15 protein-coding genes are annotated in these 17,062 nt (G+C 51.1%); 5 read left to right on the forward strand and 10 right to left on the reverse strand.

What is annotated here, in order from left to right:
* Positions 1-68: 68 nt before the first annotated feature.
* Positions 69-1,238 carry a glycosyltransferase family 4 protein gene (locus R6H26_RS06605; protein WP_404789384.1) on the forward strand — a complete coding sequence of 390 codons (1,170 nt, stop codon included), beginning with the start codon at positions 69-71 and terminating at the stop codon, positions 1,236-1,238.
* Positions 1,239-1,240: 2 nt separating this feature from the next.
* On the forward strand, positions 1,241-2,644 hold the full coding sequence (locus R6H26_RS06610; RefSeq protein WP_404789386.1) for a D-alanyl-D-alanine carboxypeptidase: 1,404 nt from the start codon (positions 1,241-1,243) through the stop codon (positions 2,642-2,644).
* Between the two features lie 47 nt (positions 2,645-2,691).
* Here R6H26_RS06610 and R6H26_RS06615 read toward each other — a convergent pair whose 3' ends face one another.
* The 5 genes from R6H26_RS06615 to lepA all read right to left on the reverse strand — a co-directional run bounded on the left by R6H26_RS06615 (position 2,692) and on the right by lepA (position 8,505).
* Positions 2,692-4,446 carry an ABC transporter ATP-binding protein/permease gene (locus R6H26_RS06615; RefSeq protein ID WP_404789387.1) on the reverse strand — a complete coding sequence of 585 codons (1,755 nt, stop codon included), beginning with the start codon at positions 4,444-4,446 and terminating at the stop codon, positions 2,692-2,694.
* Positions 4,447-4,491: 45 nt separating this feature from the next.
* Positions 4,492-5,022 carry a hypothetical protein gene (locus R6H26_RS06620; protein ID WP_404789389.1) on the reverse strand — a complete coding sequence of 177 codons (531 nt, stop codon included), beginning with the start codon at positions 5,020-5,022 and terminating at the stop codon, positions 4,492-4,494.
* A 232-nt stretch (positions 5,023-5,254) separates the two neighbouring features.
* Positions 5,255-5,554: a YkvA family protein gene (locus R6H26_RS06625; protein WP_404789391.1), complete on the reverse strand. Its 300-nt coding sequence runs from the start codon at positions 5,552-5,554 to the stop codon at positions 5,255-5,257.
* Between the two features lie 142 nt (positions 5,555-5,696).
* On the reverse strand, positions 5,697-6,560 hold the full coding sequence (locus tag R6H26_RS06630) for an SH3 domain-containing protein (protein WP_404789392.1): 864 nt from the start codon (positions 6,558-6,560) through the stop codon (positions 5,697-5,699).
* A 133-nt stretch (positions 6,561-6,693) separates the two neighbouring features.
* Positions 6,694-8,505 (reverse strand): translation elongation factor 4, encoded by a 1,812-nt coding sequence (gene lepA / locus R6H26_RS06635; RefSeq protein WP_404789394.1) that lies wholly within the window; start codon positions 8,503-8,505, stop codon positions 6,694-6,696.
* Between the two features lie 230 nt (positions 8,506-8,735).
* Here lepA and R6H26_RS06640 point away from each other — a divergent pair, with 230 nt between their 5' ends.
* Both R6H26_RS06640 and R6H26_RS06645 read left to right on the forward strand, forming a co-directional pair.
* Positions 8,736-9,077, forward strand: a complete 342-nt coding sequence (locus R6H26_RS06640; protein ID WP_404789395.1) for a metal-sensing transcriptional repressor — start codon at positions 8,736-8,738, stop codon at positions 9,075-9,077.
* A gap of 22 nt (positions 9,078-9,099) precedes the next feature.
* Complete coding sequence (locus R6H26_RS06645; RefSeq protein WP_404789397.1) at positions 9,100-9,390, forward strand: hypothetical protein; 291 nt, start codon at positions 9,100-9,102, stop codon at positions 9,388-9,390.
* A 105-nt stretch (positions 9,391-9,495) separates the two neighbouring features.
* Here the strand turns inward: R6H26_RS06645 and R6H26_RS06650 are convergent, their stop codons facing one another.
* The 4 genes from R6H26_RS06650 to R6H26_RS06665 form a co-directional block, all read right to left on the reverse strand.
* Positions 9,496-11,307, reverse strand: a complete 1,812-nt coding sequence (locus tag R6H26_RS06650) for a type II secretion system protein J (protein WP_404789398.1) — start codon at positions 11,305-11,307, stop codon at positions 9,496-9,498.
* A gap of 610 nt (positions 11,308-11,917) precedes the next feature.
* Positions 11,918-12,502 (reverse strand): Tfp pilus assembly protein FimT/FimU, encoded by a 585-nt coding sequence (locus R6H26_RS06655; RefSeq protein WP_404789400.1) that lies wholly within the window; start codon positions 12,500-12,502, stop codon positions 11,918-11,920.
* Positions 12,503-12,768: 266 nt separating this feature from the next.
* Complete coding sequence (locus R6H26_RS06660; protein ID WP_404789401.1) at positions 12,769-13,344, reverse strand: prepilin-type N-terminal cleavage/methylation domain-containing protein; 576 nt, start codon at positions 13,342-13,344, stop codon at positions 12,769-12,771.
* Between the two features lie 63 nt (positions 13,345-13,407).
* On the reverse strand, positions 13,408-14,199 hold the full coding sequence (locus tag R6H26_RS06665) for a hypothetical protein (RefSeq protein WP_404789402.1): 792 nt from the start codon (positions 14,197-14,199) through the stop codon (positions 13,408-13,410).
* 1,144 nt (positions 14,200-15,343) lie between these two features.
* Here R6H26_RS06665 and R6H26_RS06670 point away from each other — a divergent pair.
* Complete coding sequence (locus tag R6H26_RS06670; RefSeq protein WP_404789404.1) at positions 15,344-16,534, forward strand: GNAT family N-acetyltransferase; 1,191 nt, start codon at positions 15,344-15,346, stop codon at positions 16,532-16,534.
* On the opposite strand, the gene R6H26_RS06675 is transcribed toward R6H26_RS06670, so the two are convergent.
* Entirely contained in the window at positions 16,531-17,058 is a 528-nt protein-coding gene (locus tag R6H26_RS06675; RefSeq protein ID WP_404789406.1) for a DUF4330 domain-containing protein, read from the reverse strand. The two genes, R6H26_RS06670 and R6H26_RS06675, sit on opposite strands and share 4 nt — an antisense overlap.
* Positions 17,059-17,062: the final 4 nt, after the last annotated feature.

A 17,062-nucleotide genomic window follows, 5' to 3' on the forward strand; every position in this document is an offset into this window, starting at 1 on the left:
GACATGCAATTCATTAAAGCTTTATCCCTGCTGCTGACCTCAGTGTTGCTTAGCATTTGATGGACTGTATGCGGATTGCCCTTTTTACCGAAACTTTCCTTCCCAAGATCGATGGCATCGTCACCCGGCTGTGTCAAACCATTACCCATCTCCAGAGCGAAGGGCATCAGGTATTGGTCGTCTGTCCCGAAGGCGCGCCGACAGAGTACAAAGGGGCGCAAGTGCATGGGGTTTCTGGATTTCCCCTACCGCTCTATCCAGAGCTGAAAATGTCCCTGCCGCGTCCCTCTATTACCTATGCTCTGGATCGGTTTAAGCCGGATTTGGTGCACGCAGCCAATCCGGCTGTGTTGGGTCTGTCGGGGATTTTTTATTGCAAGTGGCGCAATGTGCCGCTCGTCGCTTCTTATCACACCCATCTGCCGCAGTACCTTCAGTATTACGGCCTGGGGATGCTAGAGGGATTGCTGTGGGAACTACTCAAGTTGGGGCACAATCAGGCCCACCTCAATCTCTGTACCTCCTCCGTGATGGTTGAAGAATTGGCATCCCACGGCATCCAACGGCTGGCGCTCTGGCAGCGCGGCGTCGATATCGAGACGTTCCAGCCCAGCCGCGCGACGGCTGCTACGCGGGAGCGCTTGAGCCAAGGTCATCCTGAAGATCCGTTGCTGCTCTACGTCGGACGGCTTTCAGCCGAAAAAGCCATTCACGAAATCAAACCCGTTCTAGAAGCCATTCCCAACGCTCGCTTGGCTTTAGTGGGAGATGGGCCGCATCGGAAGGAGTTGGAGCAGCTTTTTGCGGGAACCCATACGTACTTTGCCGGCTATATGAGCGGCATTTCCCTCGGCGATGCGTTTGCGAGCGCCGACGCGTTTGTGTTTCCTTCGCGCACGGAAACCCTGGGTTTGGTGCTGTTGGAGGCGATGGCGGCGGGCTGTCCGGTAGTGGCGGCAGCTTCGGGTGGGATTCCAGATATCGTGCAGGATGGGGTGAACGGTTATTTGTTCGACCCCCATGACGAGTTGGGGGCGATCGCCGCAACCCAACGCCTCCTGAGCCAAACCGAAGAGCGCGAAACCCTCCGGCGCAATGCCCGTGCCGAAGCCGAACGCTGGAGCTGGTCGGCAGCGACGCAACAACTGACGCAGTACTATCAAGGCGTCTTGGCGCAGGCTCGGACGACGGTGCCTTCAGCCCAGGCCTACTGGTCTAAAGACAATCCGGATCGATAAAAATGCCGCTTTTCCCGGACGCACCCTCAACCCAACGACAGATCGCCCGCACCCGTGCGAGGGCAGACCGACACTCGGGGGCGATCGCCCATCGGTTCCGGCGGATCGCGATCGCCGTTTGCTGCGTAGCGCTTTCCAGCGGCTGCCAAAACCCGTCGCCCTCAACCGTCGCGCCTGCCGTTCCATCGCCATCGCAGCCGCCGCCCTCTCCCCTGCCGCCGCTTCTGGCGACCGCCCTAATACCCTCCGCTGCCGAACTCAAGCCCGCGATCGCTACCTTTATCGAAGGGACGGCTGCAAGCAGCACGCTTGCTAATGCTCAAGGCGTGTGGCTCCAAGACGATCGGGGGTTGCTAGCCGACTATCAAGGCACCGTGCCCTTATCGGCAGCGTCTCTCACGAAGGCAGCGACTTCTCTGGCCGCGCTACAAACCCTCGGGGCGGGCTATCGCTACGAGACCCAAGTGGGGTTTACGGGTGCCGTCCAGAATGGGTTGCTGAAGGGAGATTTGATCGTTCGAGGCGGGCAGAATCCTTTTTTTGTCTGGGAAGATGCGATCGCCCTTGGAAATTTCCTGACGCGGCAGGGTATCCGTCAGATTGACGGAAATCTCGTCATCCAAGGCCCGTTTTATATGAATTTTGAAACCCAGACGGCAGCGGTGGGAGCCGCGCTGCGGCAGGGGCTAGACGCAAACCTATGGCCCCAGGAGGCGCTCCAACAGTACCAAACGTTGCCTGCAACGACGCCAAAGCCGCAGGTAACCATTAAGGGTGGCATTGTCGCCGTCGAAAGCGCCCCAGCCCAAACCCAATGGATGCTCCAGCACCGCTCTCTGCCGCTGGCGAGCTTGCTGAAAAAAATGAATCGCTACAGCAACAACCCGATGGCCGATACGATCGCCAATAGCATAGGCGGCCCGAAGATTGTGGCGCAACAGGCGATCGCCGCAACGGGCGTCGGCCCTTCGGAAATTCAGCTCGTCAATGGTTCCGGCTTGGCGGTCGAAAACCGGATGTCGCCCCGCGCCGTCTGCGGCATTTTTAGAGCCATCGATCGGCTGGTGCAGGCTCAAGGGATGACCGTTGCCGATATTTTTACAGTGATGGGTCAAGATGAGAGCGTCCTAGACCAGCGCCCGCTGCCCGTGCAGTCGGTCCTGAAGTCGGGCACGCTCGATACTGTGAGTGCCTTGGCGGGTGCCCTGCCCACCCGGCAGGGGGTTGTGTGGTTTGCCCTCATGAATAATGAGGGCGACGTGGAGGCGTTTCGGAAGCAGCAAGAAACGCTGCTCAGCGCGCTCGACCGCACTTTAGGCCCATCTAAACTCCCTTTGCCCGCGCTCAAATCTACGATTCCAGAACCGCCTGCTAGTGTTTTCGAGCAGCTTTGGGTGAAACTTTGACGGAAGGTAAAGCTCGCAATTAAAGGCCCGCAATTAAAGACCCGCAATTAAATGCGAGTGACTGCACCTTCAGCGATCGCGGTCTCCGCCTGACCCTCTGCCGATTCGGGACCCTCTACTGGCTTGATTTGACGGGTGGAAAAATCTAGAATCCCTTGGTGATAGCGATCCAGACTTTCTCGGTGTCCCACGCTCAAGAAGGTGATGCCGGAGTCTTGCAATTGTTGGTAAAGATGGGCTTCGTTGGTGGGGTCGAGGGCGCTGGTGGCTTCGTCTAGCATTGCATAGGTCGGCGTGTTGAGTAGGAGCCGCGCAAAAATGAGGCGCTGCTGCTCGCCGAGGGACAGAACTTCAGCCCAATCCCGTTCGGCGTGGAATCCTCCTTGTCGCGCTTCGAGTTCCGGCAGGTTCACCCGAATCAGCACTTCTCTGAGCTGTTCTTCTGTAACGTCGGCATCCGTGTTGGGGTAGAGGAGCTGGTCCCGCAATGTGCCCAAAATCATGTAGGGACGCTGGGGTAAGAACAGCATTCGTTCGAGCGGGGGACGCAGAATTTTGCCGCTCCCGGCATCCCACAGACCGGCGATCGCCCTGAGCAAAGAACTTTTCCCGCAGCCGCTCGGGCCCTTAACCAAAAGTCCCGCACCGCTCGGCAACTCAACGGATAGGTTTTCGATGAGCGTTCGTTTCCGATTGGGGGTTTGGAGCGTCAGGTTCTGCAACGCCAGCCCTTCAGTTATTTCGGTTGCGATGGTGGGTCGATCGGGTTGTCGGACCGTTTGCGCGCCTTCAGTTGGCGGTTCTATGCTTTCTGCAAACGTATAGAGGCGTTCCACTCCAGCTCCAAAGGTCGCAAGGGACTGAAATCGCGCCACGATTAAGTTGAGGGAGAAAAAGACGCGAATAAACGCTCCTTGGGCTTCGGATACCTTGCCAACTTCTAGTTCGCCTGCAAAAATGCCGGGGGCTACTACAATGGCGGGCAAGATGAAGGGAATAAACTCGTAGGCATTGGTGAGGATATTGAGGTTCAGCTCCCAAAAAATCAGGCGTTTGAAGTTTTCGAAAGCTTCCCCAAACCGACCCTTGACCTGCTCCGCTTCGCGCGATTCTCCTTGGTAAAAGGCGATCGCCTCGGCGTTCTCTCGCACGCGCACCAAGCTGAAGCGGAAGTCTGCTTCTTTTCGCAACTGTTCGAAATTCAGCCGCACTAAAGATCGACCGAAGACGCCGACCGTCGTGAGGGTGCCGATCGACGCGTAAAGCACCAAAAAGGCAATGAGCGGTTTGGAAATATTCCACAGCACGCCGCTAAAGGCAGCGATCGCCAAAAGCGAATCGACGCCTGCCAGTAAAAGCGTCAGCGATTCTTGCGTAAAGCTTTTGACGTCTTCGGCAATGCGCTGGTCGGGGTTGTCGATGTCGGCGTCGGAATGGCTGAGGTTGTAAAAAGCGCGGTTCGCAAAGTAGCGATCTACAAAGCGATCGGTCAACCAGCGCCGCCACTGGAGGCCGAGGCGATCGCGCAGGTAAACATAGCCTGCAAACAGCGGCGCGTACACCACCAGCGTCCCGGCAAAAACCAAAATCGTCTGCCAAAACCGAGCTTCATCTTGAGCGGACAGGGCCGAAATCAGCGCGCCGCGCTTGTTGTTGAGCAGGACGCTCAGCCCCGTGTAACCCAAAGACATCAGCACCACCAGCAACAGCAAGCCCCGCGCCTGCCATTTTTCTTCGCTGGTCCAGTAGGATTTGGCAATGGTCCAAAATCGCTTGACGACGCTGAGGTTGAAGCGCTCCATTGGGTTCCTCGCTGTAGTGATGACTCCTAAGACTTCAATCGAACCCTATCCTTCCGCAGGTTCCACGTAACCCTGAATGTTTTCGAGGTTGTATCGGCGCAGCAGCCCCGTCGCCTCCCCCACGAAGGTATCGGTTCCCCGCGCGACGATCAGGTATTTACCCGCGTTGAGGCGGTTGCGATAGGCGATCGCATCGCCGCTGCCTGCGGTCCAACCCGTCAGCGTGCCCGTCAAAAAAGCGCCTAAGGCGGCAGCTGCAGCTGCAAACACCCCGCCCAAAATGTGATTTCCAACCGCGCCGATCCAGCTAATCAGCTCAATCCCCGTCAACATATTAAAGAGATAGCCCGCCACAAAACCAAAGGGCACCACCCAGTTGGCTAGGCGATCGACCTGCGTTTGGGCGACCCGATCGGGATCGATGAGGCCAAACTCGTCGGCGCTCTTGTAGCCACGGCCCAAAATATCCAAGCGATCGATCGGTAAATTTGCGTCTTTCAGATCCAGATAGGCGGACTCTGCCTCCATCCGGTTTGGCAATACGGCAACGAGATAACGGGTGGCTGACGGAATCATATCGGCATCCTTACAACGGCTGGGGCGATCGGGGCATCGTTCGGGGCCTAAACCGCCCGCGACGCGCGATCTATTCCCAATGTAACAATATATTAAGGAGCCTGCCTAAATTCTCAGACTATTTCGGCCCCGTTCAAAAAAACGGCCAACCTGCAAAGGCTGACCGCAGAACGTTTTATTGAGCCCGACCGACTGCTACCGCTCGCAAGCCGGGCGATCGAGCGATCCGATGCTAGTCGATTTCAACGGCTTGAACGTCTACAGAACCAACTGTTTCGGCGACTTCTTGCGGCGATCGTTTTTGTTTGAATTTAGCGCTGCGTTCCTTGAGAACTTGAGCTAATTCCGTCGCCAACAACGTCACGACAATCGCATCGTCAATTTGACCGATAAAGGGAATAAAATCTGGTGCAATATCAAACGGACTGAAGAGATAGAGCATGGTGCCCGCAATGACCCACCATCGATACTTAGGATTGGCAACTAAACCGCGATACCAGCCGTAAACCGATTCGAGAGAGAAGGTTGTCATTGATGTCGTCCTGTGTTCGACTGCTTACCTTTCTATGGTGCCAAAACCCTCTTTGCAAATCGAGCCTTTCAATTGCGGTTAACCGTAGCAGTTTTGGGAGAGAAAACCTCACTGGGGTCTGCAACAATTTGCCATTCTTCCCTTATTTTGGAGCTTCTTCTGGCGCATCTGGAGGCGCTGAAGCAGTTTCAGGTTGTTCTTCCAGCGTATTGCCAAGGGCGGCGGTGGTTAAGGTGGGCGTTCCTTCGGTCGGCACGACAACGGTAACTTTTAAGTCCCTGCCATAGCTGTAGGTTGTCTGTTCGCCAGAGTTTTTACTCTCTACTGGCACCGAATCTAAGGCAAGTTGCTGGCTCTTGCGGTTGAATAAGTTTAAACGCAGATGGCCGGCTTTGCTAAAGATCCGCACGGCATAGGTTGGCGTTTGAAACGACACGATGTCCGATTGGGAGGCCGCTTCAGTCTGCGTCGATGCGGGTTCGGGTGCGGGGGGTGCGGGTTCGGCTGCGGGGGATTTTGTCTGCTCTGCGGGTTTGGGCGCTGCTGTTGCGGGGGCGGCTTTCTGAGGTGCGGCGGCAGATTTTGGCGGCTTGAGCGGGATGGGTGCGGTTGGTTTGGTCGGAGGGGCAGTCTTACTTTGTTTTGCGACGACCTTAGCCGTACTTTGAGAGGCAGGTTTCTGAGTTGCTGCAGTCTTAGATTTTTCCAGCACTTTAATTAAATCGCCGCGCACCCAGCCCAGTTGGCCCGATCGCAGGACTTTGACGCGATACCAAACAACCCCGTCGGTCGCTTTGCTGGTGCCGAGGATCTGAACGCGATCGCCCGGTTTTCCTTCTGCTGCAATATCAGACTGGGTACTGGCCGCAGACCGCAAATTAATTTGGGCGTTTGCCTCTTTCGCGGCGAGTTCGCCTTCCTCTGCCTGCACTGGAGAGCTATAAATAGACAACCCCGCGAGACTGAGCGCGGCTGTTCCTAACGCTATGGATCGACGCAAGTCCATCGGATCCTCCCTACAATGTTTTACTCATGCCCATTTTGACCTACGCCGGAGACAAGGGAGTGCCTCGTTCCCTTAAGAATCATTGCTCTTCGATCGGTAAACGCGCGGGTTTGTTCCGCTCCGGCTGCGGGTTTTATTCGTCTTTCAGGCGCAGCACCGCCATAAACGCCTCTTGAGGCACATCTACGCGCCCCACAGACTTCATGCGTTTTTTGCCCGCCTTTTGCTTCTCCAGCAGCTTTTTCTTCCGGGAAATATCGCCGCCGTAGCACTTCGCCAGCACGTCTTTGCGCAACGCCGGGATGCTTTCGCTGGCAATGATCTTAGACCCGATGGCCGCCTGAATGGGGATCTTAAACTGGTGGCGCGGAATCAGTTCTTTGAGCTTGCTGACCAACGCGCGACCCATATAGTAAGCTTTGTCGCGATGCACGATCGCCGCGAGGGAATCGACCGGGTCGCCGTTGATCAAAATGTCCATCTTCACCAGCGTATTTTCGCGATAGCCGATGACGTGGTATTCCATGCTGGCATACCCCCGCGATCGCGATTTCATTTGGTCGAAAAAGTCTGTGACCACTTCGGCGAGGGGTAGCTCGTAGGTGACGGTGGTGCGTCCTTGGGCGAGGTACTTCATGTCCTTAAATTCCCCGCGTCGGCTTTGAGCCAGCTCCATCAAGGACCCCACGTACTCTTCCGGGGTAATCATGTCCACCTGGACGTACGGCTCCTCCATTTTTTCGCGGGCTTGGGGTTCGGGGAGCTTGCTGGGGTTGTCGATCAGTTCTATGTCGCCCTTGAGGGTTGTAACCCGATACACCACGGACGGAGCGGTAATGATGAGGTCGAGGTTGTACTCTCGCTCGAGGCGCTCCTGCACGATTTCCATGTGTAAAAGTCCCAAGAACCCGCAGCGGAAGCCGAAGCCCATCGCGCTGGAGGTTTCCGGTTCGTAGCGCAGGGCGGCATCGTTGAGGCTGAGGCGCTCTAACGCTTCTCTGAGTTCGGGAAACTGCGCTGCATCGATGGGAAACATGCCGCAAAACACCATCGGTTTGGCTTCGACGTACCCTGGCAACGGTTCCGCTGCGGGTTTGGCCGCGAGGGTGATGGTGTCGCCGACGCGAGCATCGGCAACGGCTTTAATGGCGGCGGCAAAGTAGCCCACTTCTCCTGCGTGGAGTTCGTCGACGGGTTTCTGGGTGGGGGACAGGACGCCCAGTTCGTCGATCTCGTATTCCTTGCCCGAAACCATCAAACGGACGCGATCGCCCTTCTTGACATTTCCATCCATGACGCGGAAATACACCACCACGCCCCGATACAGGTCGTAGTAACTGTCAAAAATGAGGGCGCGCAGGGGCTGGTCTACCGTATCGGCAGGGGGCGGCACCTTTTGGACGATCGCCTCTAAAATTTCGGAGATGCCAATGCCCTCTTTGGCGGAGGCTAAAATCGCATCGCTGCAATCTAAGCCGATAATTTCCTCGACTTCTCCCGCCACGCGATCGGGTTCTGCCCCAGGCAGGTCGATTTTGTTGAGAACGGGGATGATTTCGAGGTTGTTTTCTAAAGCCAGATATACGTTGGCGAGGGTTTGCGCCTCGACCCCTTGGGAGGCATCCACGACGAGCAAGGCTCCTTCACAGGCGGCAAGGGAGCGAGACACTTCGTAGGTAAAGTCAACGTGACCCGGCGTGTCGATGAGGTTGAGGACGTAGATTTGGCCGTCGGCAGCCGTGTAGTTCATCCGCGCGGCCTGGAGCTTGATGGTAATACCGCGTTCGCGTTCCAGCTCCATGTTGTCGAGGAACTGCTCTTTCATGTCTCGCGAGCTGACGGTTCCGGTGGCCTGGAGGAGGCGATCGGCCAGGGTGGACTTGCCGTGGTCGATGTGAGCGATGATCGAAAAATTGCGAATCCGAGAAACGGGAACCTCAGTCATAAGCCTGCATGCCAACCACCACAAAGAATCGGCGCAATGTTGCCGCAAATTACATTCTGACAAACTTTAGCGCTTCATGACGATTTTCCCCTAAAGTCTTATTCGAGGGAGGGATGCTGGGGGTTGCAGCGCGGGGCGCTTGAAGGGCGAGGCGTTAAATGTGCAAGCACTGTACTGTATGAATTTCAGCTATATTGGTAAAGCATCCCAGCCGTTTTTGCTCAAAGTTTTTGGATAAATCAGCCGCCCGTTCATCGAGTCATTCCCACGCATTGCCCTCAACCGACAGCAGTCATACTCACGTCCATAGCGAGGAGTCGCTGCGGGGCATCATCAATCGGCTTTCGCGGGTTGAGGGGCATGTGCGCGGCATTAAGACAATGGTGCAGGAGAGCCGCCCTTGTCCAGATGTGTTGGTGCAAATTGCGGCGGTGCGCGGTGCCTTAGACCGGGTGGCGCGCATCATTTTGGACGAGCATTTGACGGAATGCGTGGCCAGAGCTGCTGGGGCAGGCAACATCGATGCAGAAATCGCTCAGCTTAAGGCAGCGCTCGATCGGTTTTTGGACTAATTTGATGTAGGAAAATGGAAAGATGACGACTGAACGGTGGACAGATGAGATGCTCGATCGGTTAGTGGGCAGCATTAGCACCTTGGCCGAAGTGTCTGAGCGGAATACCTGTGACATCTCAGACTTAACATCTTCGGTTGAGAGTTTGGCTAATATAGCTCAGATTAACCAACAAAACTTTGAGGTCATCTTTACCGAGCTGCAACGTCAGAGTGCAGACATCCGAGAAATGCAGGCTGAAGTAAGAGGACTTCAGGCTGAAAATTGCCGTATTTTGGATCGGCTGATTAATCGCAATGGTGAAGATAGTTGATAAAAGAAAACAGTAGGGAAGATGTTCCTCCCTACTGTTTTTTATGTTGTCTCAATTGAATAAGTTTTATTCAATTCGATCGACGAACGACTTGTATTGGCAATGTTAACTCTTGGCTGTCACAGGAGCAACAAGTTTCCAAGCAGGGACATTAACAGTGGTTTCTTTACAAGGAGTGCCTGGAACAGGGGTGCAGACAAGCACTCCTGTATTTTTGTTATAGAGCTTCTCGTCATTTGCTGTAGAGTTGCCAGGGGTGCAACCATCAGACCCATTGCCGAGACCATTATTGCACTTACCCTTATCTGTACTAGTCGTCGTTGACGAACTTGAAGTTGACGAACCTGAAGTTGACGAACCTGAAGTTGACGAACCTGAAGTTGACGAACTTGAAGTTGACGAAGTCGTAGTAGGTGTGATTTCAGCCAATACAATCAGATCTTGCATATCGTAAGTCGATTGAGTTTTATTTGTCGTATAGAACTCGTACAGATAAATAACCTGATTAGACGGAAGCGTAATTTTGCCATTAGAGACAAGATTATTGTTCTTTAGAACATCTGCTACAGAGGTCTGTGCAGCGTATGGACTGACACTAGGAACATCATCGCCATTCTTTAAGACTGCAACCGTAGGACTATAAGTGGTAGTAGTTACGACAGGTGTTTGAACCGCCTTTTGCTCATAGCCTTTGAGTGTGCCATTTTTTTTGTAAATCGGCTTGGTGAGGTCATCTACATATGTAGTATTGTATGTGGTAGTAGTCTCCGTGCGCGTATTTAAGTCATTTGAATTGGTAGAAGTGGGGCAGTAACGAATACCTTGTGAAGAACTGGTGTTGTAGGTATTGGGGCTACTAGCAAGATGGCTACATCCAGTGATTGAGAGACTAGTATCGCCTGTAACAGTGAAGGTCTGGCTTTGATTCACTGCTGGTAGCGCTGAACTTGTGACGGTACCGCCGCTAAGGTTTATGGTTCCAGAAACTTGATCGGCTTTATAATATTCAATGGCAAGCGTTTTGATTGTTATGGTTGACTGTGTAGGAACTTCAACATTGCCATTCGAAATCGTGAAGATAGGGGGTGCGGGAGGCGTTACGGTTGGGGTGTCAGTAGGAGTGTCCGTAGGGGTGTCGGTTGGGGTAGTTGAAAAAGCAGAAAGATCGGCAGTAGCACCGCTGTTGGGGGCATAGGATGAAGCGATGACTGTTGTTTTTCTGGATGAAGCATCCATTCCAATCTTGAAATTCTCCGCACCATTTAGAACCTTAGCAATCTTTCCATTCTGGAAAATCTGTGCGGATTTTCCTGACGAATCTACGCAAACTTTAAAGCCATAATCTCCAATTCCAGTTTCCCCACTCGCACATGATGGTGCAGTTCCAGCATCAGCAGACTGAATCTGGTCGACAACAGCTTCAGCAATCCAGGTGTCGGGGGTATTTGCATCTGCATAGCTTCCATTAGCGTTATAGGCAGGACCCCAGCGATAGATTACCCTTGGCCCTTTCCACTTGCCTGCTGCAGGCTTTGCAGCAAAGTATACGATAGGCGTTGAAGAACCGCTGGGAAGATTAATCATCAAAACTTTTGTAATGCTTCCATCGACCTTGCCAGCATAAGCTGCTTCAAAGGAAGCAGGAAGCGTAACGGAGTCGATGTCACTCACAACCCCATTGCCCTGTCTGATTTCAGCAGCCATAAAATCGCTAGAGCGGTTTAATTCTGTTCTTCGATCGCTTCTTGCATTGGTTGCCGTGCTCGTACTAATCATGCTGGCAACTCCATAACCAGCACCTGCAACAACAATGGTAGTCAGAGCGCCGCCAATCATCAAATCCATCAGTGCAAAGCCACGGTTAGAAGACTTTTTGAAGGTCTTACGCTGCAACCTGTTCGCTAAGTTAATTCGCATAATGCGTTTGTTCCTCTCAAGAGTAGTAGTAATCGTGATTAAAGTGGGGTCGAGTAAGCGGTATTGATTAAGCCAGAATGCGATATGGAATGGTACGGGTTACAACGCCATCCCCTGACCGTAAAGCCAAGGTTCCAAAAAGGAAATAAAAAAAGATTGATGCATAACTCGCCACCTTAGTTGAGTATAAAAATCTGTTTCGTCCCCCCAAAATGCTGCTTTTAGCTCAAAGTTAATTCAAAAAGCAACATTGCTATTGCAAGTCAGTTGTTATCAGAAGTACTTCACCTCAACAAGGTCTTGCTATATTTATTCTATTTTCAGAGAAAAATATCTTTATGGCATTCGTAAAAACACGGATCTTTTCGATCTGAAACACTTTTAAAGTATGCATAAATGTTATTGCTATTTATCTATCTATTTATGCATCTATTATTTTAGATAATACTTCTAAATAAAATTAAGTGGAGCATTCATGCAACATAAAATCTTAGAATCTTAGATAGAGGTTAAAAAGGTTCGTGGACATTACACTAGACGATCTCTTCGCCCCTATTTCTTGTAGCTCAATAAGGCTTTGTTCTGGGGTTAAACGTGTAAATTGCTACAACTATGTTGCAATACATTGATTTGCTACAGCTTCTAACTCAGCATCTGTAGAATCACTGTCTACAGTCAACGGCAACGTACCCGTATAATTACCATTTTTGATATCAGCCATTCCCTTAGAAACAGCTATGCACTTCTTGATGCCGTTCGTTGTGTTATCATTCCGGTAAACTATAATGGTTGCCGTTTCCGGGGTTATGTTTACAGTTCCTACGGCAAGAAACGTTATGGTTGTGCCAGTACTCCCACCAGTTCCGGCAAGTTGAAGATTGCTATTTGAAATGCCAACATCTTGATTTTCTTGAATATTTCTAGTTCCTTTAGGCAAGCATCCTGCATCTGGAGAACTCACTTGAGTTTCTGTAATCAAGACACTGCAGGATTTATTTTTTCTGGCTGCTGTTGACTTCGCTTCCTCTAAGGCTCCTTCAATTTTGGTGGCTATATCAGTAATTTTCTTGTTATTAACCCATGTCATAAAACTGGGTAGAGCTATTGAAGCAACAATGCCAGTAATTAATATCGTGACCAACGCTTCAATCAAAGTAAATCCTAGGTTTTGATTTTTGCTCGTTCTGCTCTTCACTTTTGCCTCTGTATAATCAAGATAATGAATTAAAGATTTTGCTTTTAAAAAAGTTGCTTTTACTCATGGAACTTAATTCATAAATTATGACTATGATTATTTTGCTGTTTTTTTATGAAAATTGAATTCAAGACTTGCTTTAAAGATATTTTTAATATTATTTCAAATCGTAAGTTCATAAACTATTGTATCAATCTTCCCTTTAAGTGATGGAGGTGGCTAGATCGATCGTTATTACTTGAAATAATCCAGATAGAGTTCATCTTTTATCTACAATAAAAAGAGGCTCCAGGAATAATCTCCGTATAGAAAGTCGAGATCGGATCTGTTGTCGTCGTCCCTCGGAATAATTGGTAATTAATCTGAAGGATATTGTAGGGCACAGTACTATTCACAGTCGCAGTTCTGACTAAGCTATAGGTTTTAGTGCCTGAAAGGCCACTTTTTGTAACAGGCGTGGTACTGCTAATAAGTCCAGTACTCATTGTTTGATCTTTTAAAAGCTGGGCATAGCCTTTTGTGGGATCTGTGCCAGGATTGCATAGGTCGGAAGCAGTGTTAACTGTGTATTTGGATGAAGCGCTATCATAGCCCATTGCAACACTTCGGTTTGCAATCTCTGAAATCTCTTCAATGTCTTGCTCTATTAGTCGAGTTGCATCGGCAACTTCGTCCCCGCGTATTTTTATGGAGGTTGCCATTACAATCGCCTGCATCGAAATGGCTGTAAAGATCGAGACCAAAAGAATGCCAACCACAACCTCGATCATAGTAAACCCTTGGGCAGTTTGGCGCTTTAGCTTTCCCTGCATGAGGTGTGATTGATATTTCATCAAAAACATAGCAATACCTACAAAGTCTATAAATAGTTGAAACTTCAGCGTGCTCGAAAAATGGGCGAGTAATTAGCTGTCAGACTGGATTTGCCATACGCTGCTTGGGCCAATGCTAGGATTGAGCGGGGGGACGGTAAGACCTGTGACTGCGTAGTCTGATGTTGTCGTGACTGCTGTGCTCCAAGTTGTACGGGGCGAGTTTAGAATTGTCGTACCAGATACTCCCCCATTCCAATTTTGAACCCAGTAAATGCTGGTGTTTGTAGCACCACTGCCGCAGTCTTGAGTGGTTGCAGTGCCGCTATTCTCAAAGTTCACGGTGTATCCTGGCAGGTGGAAAAATACGTCGCAAGTCGCCGTACTGCGATCGAGCGTTAAAGTTGGTGATGGTGTGACGCTGGCAGATTGGGGATATATTCTGAAGTCAAAGGGGCCGCAATTTGTAAGACTTCCACTTGCCCCACATTGATTGACAATAACTTTATCTCTTAAATCAATATTGCCTGTCACCCAAAGCCAAACTCTTTTGCCTGGAGCAATCTTCAACGAACTGTCAAAGGAGTTCACAATGTACTTATAAACTCCATCAGTATCTGCCGTATCGCTCGCGCGAGGAAGTTCCTTGCCAGGGACGTCAGTATTGGATGAGATGTTATTTAGCGTGTAAAAAGTTCCTGTTGTTGGTATGGCCTTAGCCGAAGGCATGGTCTGAGGCGTTATGATATTGAGGTATTTAGAGCCACCGCTGGGAAATGTAGCGTCTGTAGCAGAGGCACAAGTACTGGAAGTACGAACCGCATCGGACTGAATTTGTGGGCTACCCGTTATGGAACCCGTTACCCACACAGCAGCAGCAGGCACTTCGTTAGAGACGGCAATTGGAATAGTTGCTTGTATCCTCGATTTAGCCTCACTAGCCTGGCCTCTGTTTACGATTCCTTCAACAGTTAATATGCCTGATGAGCCAGTGTAGCTAACGAGTCTATATTCTCCAATTGTTCCAGCAGATTTCCAATCGTTGGTTGCAAAAGCAGTGACAGCAGTTCTGTCATCAGGACATAGGTTTGTAATATTATTGGGGTACCCCCAGCTAGTCCCTGTCGTATCCGTACATGTTCCGTAGCCAGAGCTAGGCCAGGCAGCGCAGGCTTGAGTTGTTATAACTGCTCGGTAGCGATTCAGAAAATCTTGGATTTTGACAGCACCGTTTTCGGCGGCAATACGCGCCTGTGCAGAGAGTCTCTTATCGACAGAAACAGATCCATCATTCTGCGACTTCACTACAGCTGTCATTGCCAACAAAAGCATTACTAATCCCATTCCTAGCGCGATCGGGATGGCAAACCCCTTTTCGGTATTGGTCGTCTTAACGGAATTAGGAACTTGATTTCTCATAGCAGATCGCATCGGTACAGTCCCTGACTGAAGTCCAAACAGGATTAAGAATTGAGTGACTATATTATTTATTCCCCAAAACTAAATTAATCTGACAATATTAGTGACCGTATTTTTACGGATTTATCTTGAGTGTAAAGTTTCTATTTATGTATCAATGATGTAGATTTTTTTGTCTAAACAGTTAAAGTGTGGCATTTTAATCTTTTTTGCTAAATATCATTGTCATTCGCTTGCGATGTGTATGGATGCTACTCGTGCAGACTTGTAAAAGTCGTTAGGCAGTTCTTAGGAAACAGGACAGAGGTCAAGCTGCTAGCTAGCTTTTTGATGTTCTCTTCGCCTCAAAAGCTGCATCTCGATTGTTGCAACGCCCATATTTTTAATTCATTTCAAGGTAAGTCATACTTTATGTGGCTTAAGGCCATTTCCAGGAAAAAGCTTGCCGCTGGCTTCGACTCCGCTCAGCCAGCTAGAGACTGTTCTCTGAGGTTATTGGAGGGTATAACCTTTCCTGTACATCACCTAAGCTGAAAGTCAGAAAAATTACACCCCCACCTCATAACGGCAGAATGCATTACCTTATAAACAGTCTTCGCGCCCTAGTCACATGATCGAAGCGGTCAAACCTCAATATCAAATTGCCTGGATTAATACACTTACCGAAATTCCGCAAGCTGCGTGGGATGTCCTAGCCCTGCCGCTCAAAACGCCCTTTCTAGAATGGGAATGGCTGACAAACCTAGAAACCTCTGGCAGCGCAACAGCTAAAACAGGCTGGCTCCCGAACCATCTCACCCTCTGGCGCGGGCAAACCCTCATTGCCGCAGCGCCGCTCTACGTCAAAAGTCACAGCTACGGCGAATTTGTATTCGACCAAGAGTGGGCCGATGTCGCCCGTCGAGTGGGCCTGAACTATTACCCCAAACTATTGGGAATGACGCCCTTCACCCCTGCCGAAGGCTATCGCTTCTTAATTGCGCCCGGAGAAGATGAAGACCTGCTGACGGATTTGATGGTGCAAGCCATCGATCGATTCTGCCAGCAAAACCGCATCTCCGGCTGTCATTTTTTGTTTGCCGATCCACAGTGGAAAGCTGCTCTTGAAGCGCGTGGCTTCGCGACTTGGCTCCACCATAGCTACATCTGGCAAAATAGCGAATTCGACAGCTTCGATGACTACCTGGGTGCCTTTAATGCCAACCAGCGCCGCAATATCAAACGAGAGCGCAAAGCCGTCGAGAGCGCAGGTCTGACCCTTAAGGTCTTTTCCGGCGAAGACATTCCCGAATCGCTGTTTCCGCTAATGCATCGCTTTTACAACGACACTTGCGAGAAATTTATGTGGGGCAGCAAGTACCTCACCCAGCAGTTTTTTCGGCAGTTGTACCCCAACTACGCCCATCGAGTCATGTTTGTCGCCGCCTTTGCGGAAGGGAACGGGCAGAAACCGATCGGGATGTCGTTTTGCTTGACCAAAGGAGACCAGCTCTATGGCCGCTACTGGGGCTGCGATCGCGATATCGACTGCCTCCATTTCGATGCCTGCTACTATACGCCTATCGAGTGGGCGATCGCCAATGGGATTCAGCGCTTCGACCCAGGGGCAGGGGGACGGCACAAAAAGCGTCGGGGCTTTCCGGCCACGCCAAACTACAGCCTGCATCGCTTTTACCATCAGCGCTTCAGCCAAGTCTTTCAGCACTACATCGGCGATATCAACGCCGCCGAGCGAGAAGCGATCGAGCAAATCAACCAAGCTTTGCCCTTAAAACTCAACCCATCCGCTGCCGAGCGTTAGCTTTTAGAAAGCGGTTCCACGACTACGCCAACTACGCTGGCTGGCGTTTCCACCCCCGCGCTATCGATCACAACGGTCGAGCCGACTCGGATGCGTTTGACCCCCAGAAAAAATCCGCTTTGATTGGAGTAGCCCTTGCCCTCCAGTTTTAAGAGGAGATTGGACCCAAAGCGCATTTCTGGTCTGGGATCGGGTTGAGGCGCTACATTGCCGTTGGGTTGGGTGGCCACGACCGTACCGGGTACCCTCTCGATCGACTTGAGGGTGAGGGGAATGAGGGCTGAATTTTTGATCGAAACTTTCACCTCCGTACCAGGCCGGAGAGTGGATTCGATATCGGTGGTATTGAGACCCGCAATGTTGGCTTCCAGCACGACTGCACGCTGTGGCAAGCCGATCTTGACGAGCGGCAATCCTTCAGGCCCAGGCCAGAAGAAGAGGTAGATGAAGGCGATCGCCAAAACGGCGATCGCGCCTAGATTCATCCATTGGGCTGGACCCGAGCGGCGGTTTAGGGATGTCACGATG

Source organism: Altericista sp. CCNU0014, from assembly GCF_044923475.1.
Lineage (GTDB): Bacteria > Cyanobacteriota > Cyanobacteriia > Thermosynechococcales > Thermosynechococcaceae > JAAURS01.

What these genes read in the sequence shown, in the direction of transcription:
- R6H26_RS06645 (WP_404789397.1), top strand. Translation starts at nt 9,100, where the DNA reads ATGACGACTGAACGGTGGACAGATGAGATGCTCGATCGGTTAGTGGGC.
- R6H26_RS06625 (WP_404789391.1), bottom strand. Translation starts at nt 5,554, where the DNA reads ATGACAACCTTCTCTCTCGAATCGGTTTACGGCTGGTATCGCGGTTTA.
- R6H26_RS06615 (WP_404789387.1), bottom strand. Translation starts at nt 4,446, where the DNA reads ATGGAGCGCTTCAACCTCAGCGTCGTCAAGCGATTTTGGACCATTGCC.
- R6H26_RS06630 (WP_404789392.1), bottom strand. Translation starts at nt 6,560, where the DNA reads ATGGACTTGCGTCGATCCATAGCGTTAGGAACAGCCGCGCTCAGTCTC.
- R6H26_RS06650 (WP_404789398.1), bottom strand. Translation starts at nt 11,307, where the DNA reads ATGCGAATTAACTTAGCGAACAGGTTGCAGCGTAAGACCTTCAAAAAG.
- R6H26_RS06610 (WP_404789386.1), top strand. Translation starts at nt 1,241, where the DNA reads ATGCCGCTTTTCCCGGACGCACCCTCAACCCAACGACAGATCGCCCGC.
- R6H26_RS06620 (WP_404789389.1), bottom strand. Translation starts at nt 5,022, where the DNA reads ATGATTCCGTCAGCCACCCGTTATCTCGTTGCCGTATTGCCAAACCGG.
- lepA (WP_404789394.1), bottom strand. Translation starts at nt 8,505, where the DNA reads ATGACTGAGGTTCCCGTTTCTCGGATTCGCAATTTTTCGATCATCGCT.
- R6H26_RS06605 (WP_404789384.1), top strand. Translation starts at nt 69, where the DNA reads ATGCGGATTGCCCTTTTTACCGAAACTTTCCTTCCCAAGATCGATGGC.
- R6H26_RS06660 (WP_404789401.1), bottom strand. Translation starts at nt 13,344, where the DNA reads ATGTTTTTGATGAAATATCAATCACACCTCATGCAGGGAAAGCTAAAG.
- R6H26_RS06670 (WP_404789404.1), top strand. Translation starts at nt 15,344, where the DNA reads ATGATCGAAGCGGTCAAACCTCAATATCAAATTGCCTGGATTAATACA.